General features: G+C 59.1%; 19 protein-coding genes. 8 read left to right on the top strand and 11 right to left on the bottom strand.

Features of this window, described 5'->3' with window-relative positions:
• Nucleotides 1–93: 93 nt before the first annotated feature.
• Both AACY49_RS11415 and AACY49_RS11410 read right to left on the bottom strand, forming a co-directional pair.
• Nucleotides 94–1,410 carry a CynX/NimT family MFS transporter gene (locus AACY49_RS11415; RefSeq protein ID WP_339523768.1) on the bottom strand — a complete coding sequence of 439 codons (1,317 nt, stop codon included), beginning with the start codon at nucleotides 1,408–1,410 and terminating at the stop codon, nucleotides 94–96.
• A complete protein-coding gene (locus AACY49_RS11410; RefSeq protein WP_258697446.1) occupies nucleotides 1,400–2,059 on the bottom strand; it encodes a FadR/GntR family transcriptional regulator in 660 nt (219 codons plus the stop codon). Before AACY49_RS11410 ends, AACY49_RS11415 begins: the two co-directional genes overlap by 11 nt.
• 165 nt (nucleotides 2,060–2,224) lie before the next feature.
• Here AACY49_RS11410 and AACY49_RS11405 point away from each other — a divergent pair, with 165 nt between their 5' ends.
• Together AACY49_RS11405 and AACY49_RS11400 are read left to right on the top strand one after the other, a co-directional pair.
• Nucleotides 2,225–2,536: a type II toxin-antitoxin system MqsR family toxin gene (locus tag AACY49_RS11405; RefSeq protein WP_258697447.1), complete on the top strand. Its 312-nt coding sequence runs from the start codon at nucleotides 2,225–2,227 to the stop codon at nucleotides 2,534–2,536.
• On the top strand, nucleotides 2,533–3,021 hold the full coding sequence (locus AACY49_RS11400; RefSeq protein WP_258697448.1) for a type II toxin-antitoxin system MqsA family antitoxin: 489 nt from the start codon (nucleotides 2,533–2,535) through the stop codon (nucleotides 3,019–3,021). The genes AACY49_RS11405 and AACY49_RS11400 overlap by 4 nt, the downstream gene beginning before the upstream one ends.
• A gap of 57 nt (nucleotides 3,022–3,078) precedes the next feature.
• On the opposite strand, the gene AACY49_RS11395 is transcribed toward AACY49_RS11400, so the two are convergent.
• From AACY49_RS11395 to AACY49_RS11380, 4 genes are all read right to left on the bottom strand, one after another.
• Nucleotides 3,079–3,843: an amino acid ABC transporter ATP-binding protein gene (locus tag AACY49_RS11395; RefSeq protein ID WP_258697449.1), complete on the bottom strand. Its 765-nt coding sequence runs from the start codon at nucleotides 3,841–3,843 to the stop codon at nucleotides 3,079–3,081.
• A 28-nt stretch (nucleotides 3,844–3,871) separates the two neighbouring features.
• Nucleotides 3,872–4,969 (bottom strand): amino acid ABC transporter permease, encoded by a 1,098-nt coding sequence (locus tag AACY49_RS11390; RefSeq protein ID WP_339523763.1) that lies wholly within the window; start codon nucleotides 4,967–4,969, stop codon nucleotides 3,872–3,874.
• Nucleotides 4,970–4,979: 10 nt separating this feature from the next.
• Nucleotides 4,980–6,161 (bottom strand): amino acid ABC transporter permease, encoded by a 1,182-nt coding sequence (locus tag AACY49_RS11385; RefSeq protein ID WP_339523761.1) that lies wholly within the window; start codon nucleotides 6,159–6,161, stop codon nucleotides 4,980–4,982.
• Nucleotides 6,162–6,226: 65 nt separating this feature from the next.
• The gene (locus AACY49_RS11380; protein WP_339523758.1) at nucleotides 6,227–7,258 is read right to left on the bottom strand and encodes an amino acid ABC transporter substrate-binding protein; all 1,032 of its coding nucleotides are present in this window, start codon (nucleotides 7,256–7,258) and stop codon (nucleotides 6,227–6,229) included.
• A 469-nt stretch (nucleotides 7,259–7,727) separates the two neighbouring features.
• Between AACY49_RS11380 and AACY49_RS11375 the strand changes: the two genes are divergently transcribed.
• From AACY49_RS11375 to AACY49_RS11355, 5 genes are all read left to right on the top strand, one after another.
• On the top strand, nucleotides 7,728–8,384 hold the full coding sequence (locus AACY49_RS11375; protein ID WP_258697452.1) for an alpha/beta hydrolase: 657 nt from the start codon (nucleotides 7,728–7,730) through the stop codon (nucleotides 8,382–8,384).
• Nucleotides 8,385–8,469: 85 nt separating this feature from the next.
• Nucleotides 8,470–9,957, top strand: a complete 1,488-nt coding sequence (rhlB, locus tag AACY49_RS11370) for an ATP-dependent RNA helicase RhlB (protein WP_339523755.1) — start codon at nucleotides 8,470–8,472, stop codon at nucleotides 9,955–9,957.
• Between the two features lie 139 nt (nucleotides 9,958–10,096).
• Nucleotides 10,097–11,044 (top strand): ornithine cyclodeaminase family protein, encoded by a 948-nt coding sequence (locus tag AACY49_RS11365; protein ID WP_258697454.1) that lies wholly within the window; start codon nucleotides 10,097–10,099, stop codon nucleotides 11,042–11,044.
• A 144-nt stretch (nucleotides 11,045–11,188) separates the two neighbouring features.
• On the top strand, nucleotides 11,189–12,316 hold the full coding sequence (locus AACY49_RS11360) for an NAD(P)/FAD-dependent oxidoreductase (protein ID WP_258697455.1): 1,128 nt from the start codon (nucleotides 11,189–11,191) through the stop codon (nucleotides 12,314–12,316).
• A gap of 98 nt (nucleotides 12,317–12,414) precedes the next feature.
• Nucleotides 12,415–13,056, top strand: coding sequence for a helix-turn-helix transcriptional regulator (locus tag AACY49_RS11355; RefSeq protein WP_339523751.1), 642 nt, complete (start codon nucleotides 12,415–12,417; stop codon nucleotides 13,054–13,056).
• Between the two features lie 113 nt (nucleotides 13,057–13,169).
• Here AACY49_RS11355 and AACY49_RS11350 read toward each other — a convergent pair whose 3' ends face one another.
• On the bottom strand, nucleotides 13,170–13,946 hold the full coding sequence (locus AACY49_RS11350) for an ABC transporter substrate-binding protein (RefSeq protein ID WP_258697457.1): 777 nt from the start codon (nucleotides 13,944–13,946) through the stop codon (nucleotides 13,170–13,172).
• On the opposite strand from AACY49_RS11350, the gene AACY49_RS11345 reads away from it, so the two are divergent.
• Complete coding sequence (locus AACY49_RS11345; RefSeq protein ID WP_339523750.1) at nucleotides 13,945–14,124, top strand: hypothetical protein; 180 nt, start codon at nucleotides 13,945–13,947, stop codon at nucleotides 14,122–14,124. The two genes, AACY49_RS11350 and AACY49_RS11345, sit on opposite strands and share 2 nt — an antisense overlap.
• Nucleotides 14,125–14,244: 120 nt before the next feature.
• On the opposite strand, the gene moaE is transcribed toward AACY49_RS11345, so the two are convergent.
• The 4 genes from moaE to AACY49_RS11325 form a co-directional block, all read right to left on the bottom strand.
• A complete protein-coding gene (moaE, locus tag AACY49_RS11340; protein WP_339523748.1) occupies nucleotides 14,245–14,697 on the bottom strand; it encodes a molybdopterin synthase catalytic subunit MoaE in 453 nt (150 codons plus the stop codon).
• Between the two features lie 3 nt (nucleotides 14,698–14,700).
• Entirely contained in the window at nucleotides 14,701–14,943 is a 243-nt protein-coding gene (locus tag AACY49_RS11335) for a MoaD/ThiS family protein (protein ID WP_339523746.1), read from the bottom strand.
• Nucleotides 14,940–15,413, bottom strand: coding sequence for a cyclic pyranopterin monophosphate synthase MoaC (gene moaC / locus AACY49_RS11330; RefSeq protein ID WP_059406245.1), 474 nt, complete (start codon nucleotides 15,411–15,413; stop codon nucleotides 14,940–14,942). Before moaC ends, AACY49_RS11335 begins: the two co-directional genes overlap by 4 nt.
• 231 nt (nucleotides 15,414–15,644) lie before the next feature.
• Nucleotides 15,645–17,039, bottom strand: a complete 1,395-nt coding sequence (locus tag AACY49_RS11325; protein ID WP_258697460.1) for a PhoH family protein — start codon at nucleotides 17,037–17,039, stop codon at nucleotides 15,645–15,647.
• Nucleotides 17,040–17,196: the final 157 nt, after the last annotated feature.

The raw sequence follows: 17,196 nt of genomic DNA, 5'->3' as shown, positions 1-17,196 counted from the left end.
AAAATGCGCTACGAAAGATTGCCTGCACGATAGTCAACAAATGCGCGGAACACTATCGGCATTCGTGGCCCGAATACCGACAGTGCGACAGTGTCAGACTTTCTCGCTTTGAACCTGAACGTATAGCGAACGCCCGGCACCGAGTCCGGCGATGATCGCGCCGAGGCCGATCACGCCGAAAATCCAGCCCAAGGCGCTCCAGCCGCCGGTCCAGTCATGCACCACACCGACCGCGAACGGGCCCATGGACGCCAGGGTGTATCCGAAGCCTTGGGCCATGCTCGACAGGTTGGCCGCGACATGAGCATCGCGCGAGCGCAGCACGATCAGGGTCAAGGCCAGGCTGAACGTAGCGCCCTGCCCCAACCCCAGCAGGATCGCCCAACCCCACAGGCCATCGATCGGTGCATAGAGGCAACCGAACAAACCGCCGAGCGTCATTGCCATCACGATCACGATCGCCAGTCGCTGATCCTTGCCACGGGTCGCCAGCCATGGCGCTGCCAGCGAGCTGATCAACTGGACAATCACCGAGCCCGAGAGCACCAGACCGGCCTGCGTCGGTGTCAGCCCCCGCCCGATCAGGATCGACGGTAGCCAACCGAACACGATGTAGGCCAAAGAAGATTGCAGGCCCATGTACAAGGTCACTTGCCAGGCCAGCGGATCGCGCAACAGGCCTCGGACTCGATAGGCAACGTGATGCGCGCCGTGTTTCTGACCGACTTGCGGCAGCCAGAAAATCGCCGCGACCAACGCTGGAACCACCCAGAAGCCAAGACCCAGGGCCCAGCTTTTGTCGAAATGTTCGCTCAACGGCACGGTCGCGCCAGCCGCCATGGCCGCGCCCAGGCACAGCGCCATGGTGTAGACGCCGGTCATGGTGCCGGCCTGTTTCGGGAAGTCGCGTTTGACGATACCGGGCAACAATACGCCGATCACCCCGATGCTGGCGCCGGCCAGCACGCTACCGGCGAACAGGCCGACCTCGCCGAACGAACTGCGCAAAATGATCCCGCCGGCCAGCATCAGAAGAACCCCCAACACCACCCGTTCGGCACCAAAACGGCGCGCCAGCACCGGCGCCAATGGCGCGAACAACCCGAGGCAAAGTACCGGCAAGGTCGTCAGCAAACCGGCCTGGGCAGCCGATAGCCCCAGCGTCTTAGAGATTTCGCTGAGCATCGGCGCCATGCTCGACAGCGCTGGACGCAGGTTCAACGCCACCAGAATCAGGCCGAGCAACAACAGCCATGGCCGCCTCAGAATCGGATGACTTTGCTGGACCTCTGCATCATCGGCCTCAGCGTCGATCAGCAACTCTTCGAGCTCCGCCGTGCGTTTTAGCTCAGTGATGTTGCTGTTGCTGGCCTGCTGGCTGGACATGGCGCCCTCGGTTTCAAGGTTCATTGATCAACTGCCTCGTCAGGGCTTTGGCCCGCTCCGGGTCGCGTTGTTCCACAGCATCGAGCAGTTCGATATGCAGGTCGAACACCGCTTGGCGGCGGGGAGTGACGTTCAGGGTCTGACGCAAGTGCGCACCGACGATGCTGGAGAAGTAGCGATACAGCTCGCTGAGGGTCGGGTTGTGCGCCGCATCCACCAGTCGACGGTGGAACACCAGATCGCAAGCAATGTAGGTGTCCAGATCGCCATGGTAGTGACTGCCGCTGACGCCTAGCGCTTCGCGCAATGCCACCAGGTCTTCATCGGTACGGCGTAGCGCCGCCAGACCAATGGCTTCGACTTCCAGAATGTGCCGGGTTTCCCGAGCCTGTTCCTGAGAGCAACGGGACAGCGCCTTCAGGGTGTCCAGCGGATCGACCACCGCTCGCAGATAACTGCCGTCGCCCTGACGAATCTCGATCAACCCGGAAAACGCCAACACACGCATGGCTTCACGCACGGTGTTGCGGCTGATGCCCAGCTCAGTCGCCAGTTCCGGCTCGGTGGGCAAGCGCTGGCCGACCGTCCAGACACCTTGATTGATGCGCAGGCGTAACTGGTCCAGGGCCTGATCGACCAAGGATCGTTTAATTAATGGAGAAATGTCTGACATGGAATTCGCCCTTTCATCCAATCATAGGATGAATTTTCTGACATGCTAGTCAGCTTCGTCCGAAAGGACAACCGCCTAGGGTTAGAAGGCAGGAAACGGAGCGGGATTTTCGATTGTTAAAATTACCCTTTAAGGGTAATTTTCATCTCGGAGTTGAAGTGTCTTATGGAAAAGAACACACCTCACTACGACTTGGCGGTGGTCAAGGCGGAGGTTGCCAGGATGGGGGTCCACGCTTTTACTAACAAAGCGTTGGAGACAGGCCGGAGCATGGGACTCACTTACCAGAGCATGCAAAAGGTCATTTATGCATTGGAGAGAAGGATGCTCTACAAATCCATGACCACTTATTTGGATCACCGAACCTGGCAGGACGTCTACCACACGCAACTTAATGATCAGGAGATTTACATTAAAGTGACCTACTGCCCTGGCGGTGGCGCCCCAGTGATCTCCTTTAAGGAGAAAAACCAATGAACATACGGCAATGCATGAGCTGTGGCGCCCACGACGGCATGCATCACTTCGTCGATCGCAGTCTCACCGTCAATTACAAACAAATGTCGCGACTGGTGCCTGATCTTGCTGGGTGGGAGTGCAAGGTGTGCGGTGAAATCATCTTCGATGACACCACAGACAGCGCCCAGCGATATGTCGATACAGGCGACAAGCTGCTGGAAGACTGCTTTCAAATCATGGGGTCCGAGATAAAACGTATCCGCCGCAAATTGCACCTCACACAGAAAGAAGCGGTGAAGCTACTCTCCGGTGGTGGGCACAATGCTTTTTCCCGCTATGAGCGCGGCGAGTTAGCCCCGCCTCAGCCGCTGTTTACGCTGATGCGCTTGCTTGACCGTCACCCACACCTGATGGCCGAGGTGCACGCGCTCAGCGAGGGCGCCGATTTAAAGCAGCTGTTGGCGACACGTTATCCAGAACAAGAAACCGTCCTGACGCAATAACCCAGACAAAAATAAACCCGGAACATAGTCCGGGTTTATTTCACTGCCTGGCGCCAATCAATGCAGAATCTGGCTCAAGAACAGCTTCGTACGCTCGTTCTGCGGGTTGTCGAAGAAGTCATTCGGCGCAGCCTGTTCGACGATCTCACCCTTGTCCATGAAGATCACGCGGTTGGCCACGGTACGGGCGAAGCCCATTTCGTGGGTCACGCAGAGCATGGTCATGCCGTCTTCGGCCAGGCCGATCATGGTGTCCAGAACCTCTTTCACCATCTCTGGGTCGAGTGCCGAAGTCGGTTCGTCGAACAGCATGATTTTCGGTTTCATGCACAGGGCACGGGCAATGGCCACACGCTGTTGCTGACCGCCCGACAGTTGCCCCGGGTATTTGTTCGCCTGCTCCGGAATGCGTACGCGTTCCAGGTAATGCATGGCGATTTCTTCGGCCTTGCGCTTGGGCATCTTGCGTACCCACATCGGCGCCAGGGTGCAGTTCTGCAGGATGGTCAGGTGCGGGAACAGGTTGAAGTGCTGGAACACCATGCCGACTTCACGGCGGATCGCTTCGATCTGCTTGAGGTCGTTGGTCAGTTCCACGCCATCGACCACGATGCGGCCCTGCTGGTGCTCTTCCAGACGGTTGAGGCAACGGATGGTGGTGGATTTGCCGGAACCCGACGGGCCGCACAAAACGATACGCTCGCCTTGCTTGACGTTCAGGTTGATGTCTTTCAACACGTGGAACTGGCCGTACCACTTGTTCACGCCCTGCATCTGAATAATGCCTTCGGGGCTCACTGTCTTTTTGATTGCTTCGCTCATCAGAGAACTTCCTAAATTAGGTACTGCTTTAGCGCTTGTGGCCAGTGTCCAGCTTGCGTTCCAAATGCATGGAATAGCGGGACATACCAAAACAGAAAATCCAGAACACCAGGGCCGCGAACACATAGCCTTCAGTGGCCATGCCCAGCCATTTCGGGTCGGCGGCGGCTTGCTTGACGCTGTTGAGCAGGTCGAACAGGCCGATGATGATCACCAGGCTCGTGTCCTTGAACAGCGCAATGAAGGTGTTGACGATGCCAGGGATCACCAGCTTCAGGGCTTGCGGCAGAATCACCAGGCCCATGCTGCGCCAGTAACCGAGGCCCATCGCTGCCGCCGCTTCGTACTGACCTTTGGGGATCGCTTGCAGACCGCCACGCACCACTTCAGCGATGTAGGCCGACTGGAACAGGATCACGCCGATCAGCGCCCGCAGCAGTTTGTCGAAGTTCATGCCTTCAGGCAGGAACAACGGCAACATCACCGAAGACATGAACAGTACCGTGATCAACGGCACGCCGCGCCAGAATTCGATGAAGGTCACGCAGACCACACGAATCGCCGGCATGTTCGAACGACGGCCCAAGGCCAGAACGATACCCAGCGGCAGTGCGCCGACGATACCGACGGTAGCAATTACCAGGGTCAGCATCAGGCCGCCCCACTGGCTGCTCGCCACGGTGCTCAGACCGAATAAGCCACCGTGCAGCAGAAAGTAGGCAATGATCGGATAGAGCACCAGAAAGCTCAGGCCGTAAACTGCCTTGCGTGGAACCCGTGCGATGAACAACGGTGCCACGCCAATCACCGCCAGCCACACGGTCAGGTCCACGCGCCAGCGCAAGTCCGTCGGGTAGTAGCCATACATGAACTGACCGAAGCGCTGCTGGATGAACACCCAGCAGGCGCCCTCCTTGGTGCAATCGGCGCGGGTGGTACCGACCCAGTTGGCGTCGAGAATCGCCCAGCTCAAGATAGGGGGAACGATCAGGTAAATCAGATAGAACGCGAACAGCGTCAGCAGGGTGTTGATCCAGCTGGAGAACATGTGCGCCCGCATCCACGCCACGATACCGATGCTGCTGCTCGGTGGTGGCATGTCGGGTTTGAAAGTATGAGTGGTCATGCGCTCTTCCTTACCGCTCGATCAGCGCAATGCGCTTGTTGTACCAGTTCATCAGCAGGGAAATGCTGATACTGATCGCCAGGTACACGCTCATGGTGATGGCAATGACTTCGATCGCCTGCCCGGTCTGGTTCAGCACCGTACCGGCAAACAACGACACCATCTCCGGATAACCGATACCGGCCGCCAGCGAGGAGTTCTTCGCCAGGTTCAGGTATTGGCTGGTCAACGGCGGAATGATCACCCGCAGAGCTTGCGGGATGATCACCTTGCGCAGGGTCGGACCGTTGCGCAAACCCAACGAGTGCGCCGCTTCGGTCTGGCCATGACTGACCGACTTGATGCCCGAACGCACGATCTCGGCAATGAACGCCGCGGTGTACACCGTCAGGGCCAGAGTCAATGCCAGCAGTTCCGGGATCAGCACCCAGCCACCCACGAAGTTGAAGCCTTGCAGCTTCGGCATTTCCCAGTGCACTGGCGCACCGAAGATCAATGCGCACAGCGCAGGGATCACCAGAAACAGCGCCAGCCCTGCCCAGAACTTGTGAAACGGTACGCCGGTCGCTTCGAAACGTTTGGTGGCCCAGCGGCTCATCAGCACGATCGCGACGATGGCCACGACGATGCTGGCCACAAACGGCCAGAAACCGTCCGCCATCAATGCCGCCGGCATGTTAAGGCCACGGCTGCTGACGAAGAAGGTATCGCCGAAGTTATGGCTGTTGCGCGGCCCCGGCATGCTCAGGAACACCGCGAAGTACCAGAACAGGATTTGCAGCAGTGGCGGAATGTTACGGAAGACTTCCACGTAAACCGTCGCCAGCTTGCTGATGATCCAGTTCTTCGACAGCCGTGACACACCGACGATGAACCCGAGAATCGTCGCCAGGATCACGCCGATGAAGGTCACCAACAACGTGTTGAGCAAGCCGATGACAAACACCCGGGCATAGCTGTCCGATTCGGTGTAGTCGATCAGGTGTTGAGCGATGCCGAACCCGGCACTGCGCTCCAGAAAGCTGAAGCCGGAGGTAATGCCCCGGTGCTGAAGGTTGGTCTGGGTGTTATCGAACAGATACCAGCCCATCGAGACCACGGCGATAACCGTGATGATCTGAAACAGCCACGCACGCACTCGCGGATCGCTGAGACTGAGCCTCTGCTTTGGTGCGCCGATTGAATTTTGCATGAAGTGCCCCGGAAATAATGGAACAGAACATCACCCGGTGGTTGGCCCACCGGGTGATAGAACCATCAGCGCACTGGTGGTGCGTATTGAATGCCGCCGTTGGTCCACAGGGCGTTCAAGCCACGGTCGATTTCCAGCGCAGTACTCTTGCCGAGGTTTCTATCGAAGACTTCGCCGTAGTTACCGACTTGCTTGACGATTTTAACCACCCAGTCTTTCGGCAGTTTCAGATCCTTGCCGTATTCACCATCAGCGCCCAGCAGACGGGCGACGTCCGGGTTCTTGGTCGATTTGGCTTCAGCCTCGACGTTTTTCGAAGTGATACCGGCTTCTTCAGCGTTGAGCATGGCGTAACCCGTCCAGCGCACGATTGCCAGCCACTCATCGTCGCCATTACGCACGACCGGACCCAAAGGCTCTTTGGAAATGGTTTCCGGCAGAACGACGTAGTCTTTTGGCGAGGCCAGTTTGCTGCGCTGTGCGTACAACTGGGACTTGTCGGAGGTCAGTACGTCGCAACGACCGGATTCCAGCGACTTGGCGCTTTCATCGGAGGTGTCGAAGGTGATCGGGGTGTACTTCAGGCCATTGGCGCGGAAGTAGTCGGACACGTTCAGCTCGGTGGTGGTACCGGCTTGAATACAGATGGTCGCGCCATCCAGTTCCTTGGCACTTTTCACGCCCAGCTTGCTGTTGGCCAGGAAGCCTACGCCGTCGTAATAAGTGATGAAGCCAGGAAACTTCAGGCCCATGCCCGCGTCACGGGAACTGGTCATGGTGGAGTTGCGCGACAGCACGTCGATTTCGCCGGATTGCAGAGCAGTGAAACGCTCCTTGGCATTCAACTGGCTGAATTTGACCTTGGTCGCGTCGCCGAATACGGCAGCAGCCACAGCGCGGCAGAAGTCAGCATCGATACCCACAATCTTGCCGGTAGAGTCCGGAACCGAGAAACCCGGCAGACCGTCACTCACGCCACACTGTACGAAACCTTTCTTCTGCACTGCATCCAGGGTTGCACCCGCCTGAGCGAACCCACTGACACCGAGCACTGCGGCTGCAGTCACGATGGCCAGGGTGGATTTCAACATCTTCATTCAAACCTCCAGTTTTGCTCTTGTTGTGTCGGAGCTTGAGCCCTGTCGCACCCTTATGAGGCGTTGTTGACCCGTGTTGGCTTTTTTTAGGGTCAACCGATGCAGGACCGTCGCTATGAGTCTAGTAGGAGAAAATCCACATCATGGATAACTCCCTTCTCACCAATCGGCCGAACGGGCGGTAGCCCTTTCACGTTCGCGAAGCCCGTAGCGGCCCTTGGCGAACATCCATCACCGGATTCTTTGCTATCCCACGACCAGCCGTACACTGATAGTGTTACCGCCAGGCATAAGATTGGTTGCACAGGTATCCCTATAGCAAAGCCCGTACCAGACCGCTCGCCAAAGCGATTCAGCGACAGGTCAATAGCAAAACTTTCAGCCTTGCGACATCTTTTTAACTAATCAACCCATTGCGCACTCCAACCTCGCACTTAAATGAAAGCGCATGCACAAATATGGAGCACCCATGACCGAGCCCTTGATTCTTCAACCCGTCAAGCCCGCAGACGCCTGCGTTATCTGGCTGCACGGGCTGGGCGCCGACCGCTACGACTTTTTGCCGGTGGCCGAAGCGCTGCAGGAAAGCCTGCTGACTACCCGCTTCGTATTGCCTCAAGCTCCGACCCGTGCTGTCACCATCAATGGCGGCTACGAAATGCCGAGTTGGTACGACATATTGGCCATGAGCCCGGCGCGCGCGATCAGCCGCGAGCAGTTGGAAACGTCCGCGCAACGGGTCTTTGATTTGATCGAAGAGCAGAAGGCCAGCGGAATAGACGCCTCGCGCATCTTTATCGCGGGGTTTTCCCAAGGTGGTGCCGTGGTATTGCACACGGCCTTTGTGAAATGGCAGGGACCGCTGGGTGGCGTACTTGCCCTCTCTACTTATGCGCCGACTTTCAGCGATGAACTGGAGCTTTCCGCCAGCCAGCAGCGCATTCCGGTGCTTTCATTGCACGGCCAGTACGATGACGTGGTTCAAAACTCCATGGGCCGGACCGCCTACGAGTATTTAAAGCAGCGCGGTGTCACCGTGACATGGCAGGAATACCCAATGGGCCACGAAGTGTTACCCGAAGAAATTCGTGACATCGGCGTCTGGCTCGCCGAGCGTTTGCGTTAAAAGCTACCCATTGATCCATCCCACTACGCCGCGCCCGATTCTTGCATTACACTGGCCGGCGTACATTCCTTAACCAATTGATGAGATGACCGTGCTCAAAGCACTCAAGAAAATGTTCGGTAAAAGCGAGGCTGAGCAGCTCGCGCCAGGCTCCAGCGCTCCTTCTCATACGCCCAGCCACCGCACCGACGGTAATCAGCCTGGCAGGACCGCAACCGTAGCGGCACCGAAGCACGAGCCGGTGACCACACCAACCGCCCCCTCTGCCCCGGCCATTTCCTCTGAACAGCCGCGCAGCGAAGCCCCGAAACCGGCAAAACCGCGTCGCGAACCGAAGCCAAAGGCACCGGCTATCCCGTGGAAACTCGAAGACTTCGTCGTCGAGCCCCAGGAAGGCAAAACCCGCTTCCACGATTTCAAGCTCGCCCCCGAACTGATGCACGCCATTCAGGACCTGGGCTTTCCGTATTGCACGCCGATCCAGGCGCAGGTGCTTGGCTTCACCCTCGCGGGCAAAGACGCCATCGGTCGCGCCCAGACCGGCACTGGCAAAACCGCCGCCTTCCTGATTTCGATCATCACCCAGCTGCTGCAAACCCCGCCGCCCAAAGAGCGCTACATGGGTGAACCGCGGGCACTGATCATCGCCCCGACCCGGGAGCTGGTGGTGCAGATCGCCAAGGACGCAGCCGACCTGACCAAATACACCGGCCTCAACGTCATGACGTTTGTCGGCGGCATGGACTTCGACAAGCAACTCAAGCACCTCGAAGCCCGTCACTGCGACATCCTCGTGGCCACTCCGGGCCGCTTGCTCGACTTCAACCAGCGCGGCGACGTGCATCTGGACATGGTCGAAGTCATGGTGCTGGACGAAGCCGACCGGATGCTCGACATGGGTTTCATCCCGCAAGTGCGCCAGATCATTCGCCAGACCCCACCGAAGAACGAGCGTCAGACGCTGCTGTTCTCCGCGACCTTCACCGACGACGTGATGAACCTGGCCAAGCAATGGACCACCGACCCGTCGATCGTCGAGATCGAAGCGCAGAACGTGGCCAGCGAAAACGTCGAGCAACACATCTACGCGGTGGCCGGCGCCGACAAATACAAACTGCTCTATAACCTGGTCAACGATAACGGCTGGGAACGGGTGATGGTCTTTGCCAACCGCAAGGACGAAGTGCGGCGCATCGAAGAACGCCTGGTGCGCGATGGCGTCAATGCGGCGCAACTGTCTGGCGATGTGCCGCAGCACAAGCGCATCAAGACCCTGGAAGGTTTCCGCGAAGGCAAGATCCGCGTGCTGGTGGCCACCGATGTGGCCGGTCGCGGCATTCACATCGACGGCATCAGCCATGTGATCAACTTCACCCTGCCGGAAGTCCCGGACGACTACGTGCACCGCATCGGCCGTACCGGCCGTGCCGGCGCCGATGGTGTGTCCATCAGCTTTGCCGGTGAAGACGACTCCTACCAGCTACCGTCCATCGAGGCGTTGCTGGGTCGCAAGATCAGTTGTGAAACGCCACCGACGCATCTGTTGCGGGCGGTTGAGCGCAAGCGCCCGTAACCCGGGCCGCAGGACAAAAGGCGCAGCCGGAAACGGACTGCGCTTTTTTTTCGTCCGGTTTTTTCAACAGGAGCTTGCTCGAGACAACTAAAAGTCCATAATGGACAAATTAGTTTACATTCAGCGCCCGGAGCCGACCATGTCCAGCACGCCTTACGTGATCACCCAACCTCAGGCCCGCGAACTGCTGGCGCAAGTCGACGTGCCGCAGATCCTGCGCAAGCTGTTCCGTGACCTGGCCGCCGGGCAAGCCGTGCAACCGGCGCAGCAGTTAGTGGAATTCCCGAAAGGTGCCGGGGACTTCATCAACTACCTGGGGGTGCTGGCCGAAGACGGGGTGTATGGCGTCAAGACATCGCCTTACATCGTGCGTGAACAAGGCCCATTGGTGACCGCCTGGACGCTGTTGATGTCGATGCAGACCGGCCAGCCGCTGCTGCTCTGCGATGCCGGTGAACTGACCACGGCACGCACCGCAGCGACAACGGCGGTGGCGGTCGATGCCCTCGCGCCGCTGAAGGCCCGGCGCCTGGCGATCATCGGCAGCGGCAAAGTGGCCCAGGCGCACCTGCACTACGTCAAGGACCTGCGGGACTGGCAAAGCATCAGCCTCTATTCACCGAGCCTGAGCGGCAAAAACGCCGAACCCCTGGCACAGCTCAAAAACCTCGATCCACGCTTGACCATCGCCGACAGTCGCGAAGCCGCGATTCAAGACGCCGACGTGATCATGCTCTGCACCTCGTCGGCAGGCCCGGTGATCGACCCGTCCATCTTGAGCAAACCGGCGCTTATCACCTCCATCAGCACCAACGCCCCGCGCGCCCATGAAGTGCCGCCGCAGAGCCTCCATGACATGCAGGTGTTCTGTGACTATCGTCAGACCACCCCGGGCTCGGCCGGTGAGATGCTGATCGCCGGTGAACAGCATGGCTGGGACAAGCGCTTGATTATCGGCGACCTGCCCGACTTGCTCAGCGAAAAAGTACAGCGCCCCGAGTACGACCGCTCGGTGTTCTTCCGCTCCATCGGCCTGGGTCTGGAAGACATCGCACTGGCCAATGCCCTTTATCAATTACAGCGCTAGCACCTCGATCCTGTGGGAGCGGGCTTGCCCGCGATGCAGACGCCGCGGTCGGTCTGCTAAACCGCGGTGATGCCATCGCGGGCAAGCCCGGCTCCCACAGGGTCCCTCTATATCAATGGCATCGCGCCCCTTCAGGAGACGTTCATGAGCCAGGCAGACTTCATCATCATCGGCGGCGGGATTGCCGGCGCTTCCACCGGTTTCTGGCTGTCGCAGCACGGGCGGGTGATTGTGCTCGAACGCGAATCCCATCCGGCTTATCACTCCACCGGACGCTCGGCTGCGCTGTACACCGCCGCCTACGGCACCCCACAGGTTCGGGCATTGACCCAGGCCAGCCGGGATTTCTTCGATGCCCCGCCAGCCGGTTTCTGCGAGCACCCGCTGCTGACCCCGCGCGGCGAGATGACCGTCGACTTCACGGGCGATCCGGCCGAGCTGAACAATCAATACCTGAGCGCCAAAGCCACGGTGCCGGAAATGCAATTGCTCAGCGCCGACGAAGCCTGTGCGCGCCTGCCGATCCTGCGTCGGGAAAAAGTCCACGGCGCGATCTACGATCCGACCGCCAGTGACATCGATACCGATGCCCTGCATCAGGGCTATCTGCGCGGTATCCGGCGTAATAAAGGCGAGGTTCATGCCGACAGCGAAGTGCTGAGCCTGACCCGGGATGCCGAAGGGCTGTGGCAGGTTCAAACCAAGGGTCAGACCTTCAGCGCCCCGATCATCATCAACGCCGCCGGCGCCTGGGCCGACAAGGTTGGCGAACTGGCCGGCGCCCGACCTCTGGGCCTGCAACCCAAACGCCGGGCAGCCTTTATCTTCGCCGGCCCCGAGGGCCTGGATATTCATGACTGGCCAATGCTGGTCAGCCTTGACGAATCCTTCTATATGAAGCCCGACGCCGGCATGTTCCTCGGCTCACCGGCCAACGCCGACCCGGTAGAACCTCATGACGTGCAGCCGGAAGAGCTGGACATCGCCATGGGCATCTACCAGATCGAAGAAGCCACCACCCTGACTATCCGCCGCCCGACCCGTACCTGGGCCGGCCTGCGCAGTTTCGTGCACGACGGGGATTTGCTGTCCGGCTTCGATCAGCAGGTGCCGGGACTGTTCTGGGTCGCGGCGCAAGGTGGCTATGGCATCCAGACGTCTCCAGCCATGGGCCAGGCCAGTGCTGCACTGGTACGCGGTGAAGCCTTGCCCGAGCAGCTGACCCGTTTCGGTCTGGACGCTGAGATGCTCTCCCCCGCCCGCCTGGGTTGATCCTGATCCTGCCCCTCAGGTGACGTGCCCACACGATTGCGGCAAACTTCCAGCGCCCCTTTTTTACGGGGCGCTGACGCTGCCTGGAGCTCCACTGTATGAATGCACCTGAAAAAGACTCGGCCCTGGACAACGTCTCCATGGACAACTTCCGCACGATTGCCGATGCAATCGCCACGTTGTTCTTCCCTCACGCCGAGGTGGTGCTGCATGACCTGCGCACGCAAAAGGTCGATTACATTGCCAACAACCTGTCCAAACGGGAAATTGGCGACGACTCGTCGCTGGAAGACATGCTCAGCGAAGATGTCACTGAACGAAACATCGGGCCGTACGAAAAGCTCAACTGGGACGGCCAGAAGATTCGCAGCCTCAGCAGCGTGCTGCGCGACAGCGAAGGTCATCCGCTGGCGGTGCTGTGCATCAACCTGAATATCTCGTTGTTCGAAAACGCGAAAGCGGCGCTGGATTTGTTCCTGTCGCCGACCAAGCTGATTCCGCAACCGGACTCACTGTTTCGCGATGACTGGCAAGAGCGTATCAACACCTTCCTGCACGCCTGGCTGCGCGAGCGTCAGTTGAGCCTGAATGTGCTGACCCGCGACCACAAACGTGAACTGGTGCTGGCCCTGCACGCCGAAGGCGCCTTCAAAGGCAAAAGCGCCTCCAACTATGTGGCCAATGTGCTGAACATGGGCCGGGCGACGGTGTACAAGCATTTGAAGGAATTGAAGGGCTGAGCGCTGGGATGCGTGTTGTCTGCCAGGGCCCCCTCGCGAGCAGGCCCGCTCCCACAATGGACCTGCATGCGCAAGACTAATGTGGGAGCGAGCCTGCTCGCGAGGGCGATCGATCAATCGCCGTAGATGTCGGACTTGAAGTACTTCTCTGAAATCTTCTGGTACTCGCCACTGGCGCGAATGCCGTCGATGGCCGCGTTCAGTTCACTGACCAATTCGGTGTTGCCCTTGCGCACCGCAATCCCGGCGCCCTCGCCCACGTATTTCGGATCCTTGAGCTCCGGCCCGACAAACGCGTAGCCTTTGCCTCGCGGCATCAACAGGAAGTCATTCAGTGGAATGGTGTCGGCAAAAATGGCATCGAGGCGACCGGCCGCCAGATCCATGTAGATTTCTTCGTTGTTGCCGTAGCGCTTGACGTTGATGCCCTTCGGCTCGAAAACCTCGGTGGCATAACGGTCGGTGGTGGTTGCGCGCTGCACGCCGATCGTCTTGCCCTTGAGGCTGGCGTACTGGTCATCCACGATCGCGCCTTCCTTCATCACCAAACGCGATGAGGTGAAGTAGTACTTGTGGGTGAAGTCCACCGACTTCTTGCGGTCTTCGTTGATCGTCATGGACGACAGCGCCATGTCGATTTTCTTCACTTTCAGGGAAGGAATCAGACCGTCGAATTCGCCTTCAACCCACACACACTTGACCTTCATCTGCGCGCACAGGGCATTGCCGATGTCGTAGTCGAAACCGACAATTTCGCCTTTATCGGTTTTGGACGCGAACGGCGGATAAGCCGCTTCAATACCGATGCGCAGGCTCTTCTCGGCGGCGAACAGGCTACTGCACGCCAACAGGCTCAGGGCCAGACCGGTAATGAGGGGGAATTTCTTCATGTTCGTTCTCTCGCGGGTTGTTGTTGGTTTGGCAAGACAGAAGAAAGAGCTGAAACGGGGAAACGCCTTTTTTGTACTTATAATTCCATACTGGACTTTTATGTATTTTCCGTCAATCAAACGAACAGGGTTGGGCCTGGCCGATGGTCGGGTGGTGAGTCAGGGAGTTATCGGCTGAAGCGGAAGACCTCTTCGCGGGCAAGCCCGCTCCCACAATAGATCTGTGTGCGCATAACCCTGTGGGAGCGGGCTTGCCCGCGAAGACGGCCTAAAGAACAACAAAGCAACAACAGACTGCTTACTTGTTCCAGCGATCCGCCGCCGCATGATCGCTGTCGCGCCCTTCAACCCAGCGCGGGCCATCTCGGGTGTTTTCCTTCTTCCAGAACGGTGCGCGGGTTTTCAGGTAGTCCATGACAAAGGCGCAGGCATCGAACGCCGCCTGGCGGTGGGCGCTGGCGGCACCGACAAAGACGATCGGCTCGCCCGGCTCCAGGGCGCCAATACGGTGCAGCACTTCCAGCTTCAACAGCGGCCAGCGCTCCTCGGCCTCCGTGGCAATCTTGCCCAGGGCTTTTTCGGTCATGCCCGGGTAGTGCTCCAGAAACATCCCGGCGACGTCGAGGCCGTCATTGAAGTCGCGCACGTAGCCGACAAAACTCACCACCGCACCGACGCCCACGTTCGCTGCGTGCATGGCGTTGACTTCCGCGCCGGGGTCGAACGCGGTGGACTGCACGCGAATCGCCATGGCTCAGCCTCCGGTCACGGTCGGGAAAAACGCCACTTCATCGCCATCGCTCACCGGTTCGTCGAGCTGGCAGAGGTCTTCGTTGCGGGCGCACATCAGGTTCTGCTCGCTCAGCACCTCGGCGCCGTCACGTTGGGCCAGCAGCACGCGCACATCATCGAGCGTGGCGAAATCACCTTCAACCGTCACCGAATCCACGCCGAGCGCCTCACGGTAACGGGCGAAAAACTTCACGGTAACGTTCATGGTTGATCCGCCTGGAAATGGCCGCTCTTGCCGCCGAGTTTTTCCAGCAGCCGCACGCTCTCGATGGTCATGCCACGATCCACGGCCTTGCACATGTCATAGATAGTCAGCGCCGCCACGCTGGCGGCAGTCAGCGCTTCCATCTCGACGCCGGTCTGCCCGGACAACTTGCAGCGCGCCACGATACGCACGGTGTCGTCGCCTTCGGCACTGAGTTCGACCTTGACGCCAGTGAGCATCAACGGGTGGCACAGAGGAATCAGATCGCTGGTTTTCTTCGCCGCCTGGATGCCGGCGATCCGCGCCACGGCGAACACGTCACCCTTGGGATGGCCGCCGCTGACGATCATCTGCAGGGTTTCGGGCAGCATGCGCACCAGCGCTTGGGCCGTCGCTTCACGGAACGTCACGGCTTTTTCGGTGACGTCGACCATATTGGCGCGACCTTGGGAATCGAGATGAGTCAGCACAGGGTTACTCCTGATCAGGAGCATCGATTGTAAACCTGCGGGTCAATTTTCCGCACGCTTGATTATGCGTTTACACCGAACCCTGTGGGAGCGAGGCTTGCCCGCGATGCAGACGCTGCGGTTCAACAGGGACACCTCGGTGATGCCATCGCGGGCAAGCCCGCTCCCACAGGTTATTCGTCGGGCATAAAAAACCGGGCGGCTTTGGGCCGCCCGGTTCTATTGAAGCGATTACAGATGCGATTCGGCGTATTCGGCCAGAATCGAACGTGGCACCCCTTGCAGGGTGATGTGTACACCGTTGGGGAAGTCTTTGAAGCGTTCGGTCAGGTACGTCAGCCCGGAGCTGGTCGCGGACAGGTAAGGGGTGTCGATCTGCGCCAGGTTGCCCAGGCACACCACTTTGGAACCGGCGCCGGCACGGGTGATGATGGTTTTCATCTGGTGCGGCGTGAGGTTCTGGCATTCATCGATCAGGATCAGGCTCTGCTGGAAGCTGCGGCCTCGAATGTAGTTGAGGGATTTGAACTGCAACGGCACTTTGCTGAGGATGTAGTCGACGCTGCCATGGGTGTTTTCGTCATCCATGTGCAAGGCTTCGAGGTTGTCGGTGATGGCGCCAAGCCAAGGCTCCATTTTTTCCGCTTCGGTGCCGGGCAGGAAGCCGATTTCCTGGTCCAGGCCCTGCACGCTGCGGGTGGCGATGATGCGCCGGTAGCGTTTGCTGACCATGGTCTGTTCGATGGCCGCCGCCAGGGCCAGGATGGTTTTACCGGAACCGGCCGCGCCGGACAGGTTGACCAGATGAATATCCGGATCGAGCAAGGCGTACAGCGCCAGGCTTTGATAGATATCACGCGGTTTCAGGCCCCAGGCTTCCTGGTGCAACAGAGGTTCCTGATGCAGGTCGAGAATCAGCAACTTGTCGACCTGGATTTCCTTGATCCAGCCAACAAAGCCCTGTTCGTCGATGATGAACTCATTGACGTGTACGGCGGGCAGGTTGTCGATCAGCTGTACCTGATGCCAGGTGCGGCCATGATCCTGCCGGGTTTCGACTTTGCTCACCCGGTCCCAGAAGGAGCCGGTCATGTTGTGGTAGCCATTGGGCAGCAGGGATACGTCGTCGACCAGTTGGTCGGTGCTGTAGTCCTCGGCCGCAATCCCGCAGGCCCGCGCCTTGAGGCGCATGTTGATGTCTTTGGTGACCAGCACCACGGGCAGTTTCGGATCGCGCGCGTGCAGGTCGATCAACTGGTTGATGATGATGTTGTCGTTCAGGTGCTCGGGCAGAATGATGTTCGGCTCGGCACGCTTGCTCATCAGAATTGACAGCAAGCCCTTCGGCCCGCTCTTGCCGCGCTGAATCGGCACGCCCTGTTCAACGTCCTCCGGTGAAGCATCACCCAGGGTCTTATCGATCAGCCGGATGGCCTGACGGCATTCGGCGGCCACGCTGTGATGCCCGCTCTTGAGCTTGTCCAGCTCTTCAAGCACGGTCATCGGGATGGCGACGTGGTGTTCTTCGAAATTAAGCAGCGCGTTTGGATCGTGAATCAATACGTTGGTATCGAGTACATAAAGGATTGGCTGGTTGGAAGAAGGGCTACGTCCGTGGTCATCCATACTCGGTCACCTTATGTGGGAGCCAGTCGACGCAATACCGTTACAGTGCTGCGCCTCGAAGTGGCCACCGAATTCACCTGCGGGGACTCAAGTGAACTGCACACAAGCTGGGTCTTGGAAGACGCCACCTGTGTTGCAGGTTTCGGCGGTCTGTCTT

Source organism: Pseudomonas sp. EL_65y_Pfl2_R96, assembly GCF_963970905.1.
GTDB lineage: Bacteria > Pseudomonadota > Gammaproteobacteria > Pseudomonadales > Pseudomonadaceae > Aquipseudomonas.
This window is presented reverse-complemented; position numbering and strand designations above follow the sequence as displayed.

What these genes read in the sequence shown, in the direction of transcription:
- AACY49_RS11415 (WP_339523768.1), bottom strand. Translation starts at nt 1,410, where the DNA reads ATGAACCTTGAAACCGAGGGCGCCATGTCCAGCCAGCAGGCCAGCAAC.
- AACY49_RS11410 (WP_258697446.1), bottom strand. Translation starts at nt 2,059, where the DNA reads ATGTCAGACATTTCTCCATTAATTAAACGATCCTTGGTCGATCAGGCC.
- AACY49_RS11405 (WP_258697447.1), top strand. Translation starts at nt 2,225, where the DNA reads ATGGAAAAGAACACACCTCACTACGACTTGGCGGTGGTCAAGGCGGAG.
- AACY49_RS11400 (WP_258697448.1), top strand. Translation starts at nt 2,533, where the DNA reads ATGAACATACGGCAATGCATGAGCTGTGGCGCCCACGACGGCATGCAT.
- AACY49_RS11395 (WP_258697449.1), bottom strand. Translation starts at nt 3,843, where the DNA reads ATGAGCGAAGCAATCAAAAAGACAGTGAGCCCCGAAGGCATTATTCAG.
- AACY49_RS11390 (WP_339523763.1), bottom strand. Translation starts at nt 4,969, where the DNA reads ATGACCACTCATACTTTCAAACCCGACATGCCACCACCGAGCAGCAGC.
- AACY49_RS11385 (WP_339523761.1), bottom strand. Translation starts at nt 6,161, where the DNA reads ATGCAAAATTCAATCGGCGCACCAAAGCAGAGGCTCAGTCTCAGCGAT.
- AACY49_RS11380 (WP_339523758.1), bottom strand. Translation starts at nt 7,258, where the DNA reads ATGAAGATGTTGAAATCCACCCTGGCCATCGTGACTGCAGCCGCAGTG.
- AACY49_RS11375 (WP_258697452.1), top strand. Translation starts at nt 7,728, where the DNA reads ATGACCGAGCCCTTGATTCTTCAACCCGTCAAGCCCGCAGACGCCTGC.
- rhlB (WP_339523755.1), top strand. Translation starts at nt 8,470, where the DNA reads ATGACCGTGCTCAAAGCACTCAAGAAAATGTTCGGTAAAAGCGAGGCT.
- AACY49_RS11365 (WP_258697454.1), top strand. Translation starts at nt 10,097, where the DNA reads ATGTCCAGCACGCCTTACGTGATCACCCAACCTCAGGCCCGCGAACTG.
- AACY49_RS11360 (WP_258697455.1), top strand. Translation starts at nt 11,189, where the DNA reads ATGAGCCAGGCAGACTTCATCATCATCGGCGGCGGGATTGCCGGCGCT.
- AACY49_RS11355 (WP_339523751.1), top strand. Translation starts at nt 12,415, where the DNA reads ATGAATGCACCTGAAAAAGACTCGGCCCTGGACAACGTCTCCATGGAC.
- AACY49_RS11345 (WP_339523750.1), top strand. Translation starts at nt 13,945, where the DNA reads ATGTTCGTTCTCTCGCGGGTTGTTGTTGGTTTGGCAAGACAGAAGAAA.
- AACY49_RS11350 (WP_258697457.1), bottom strand. Translation starts at nt 13,946, where the DNA reads ATGAAGAAATTCCCCCTCATTACCGGTCTGGCCCTGAGCCTGTTGGCG.
- moaE (WP_339523748.1), bottom strand. Translation starts at nt 14,697, where the DNA reads ATGGCGATTCGCGTGCAGTCCACCGCGTTCGACCCCGGCGCGGAAGTC.
- AACY49_RS11335 (WP_339523746.1), bottom strand. Translation starts at nt 14,943, where the DNA reads ATGAACGTTACCGTGAAGTTTTTCGCCCGTTACCGTGAGGCGCTCGGC.
- AACY49_RS11325 (WP_258697460.1), bottom strand. Translation starts at nt 17,039, where the DNA reads ATGGATGACCACGGACGTAGCCCTTCTTCCAACCAGCCAATCCTTTAT.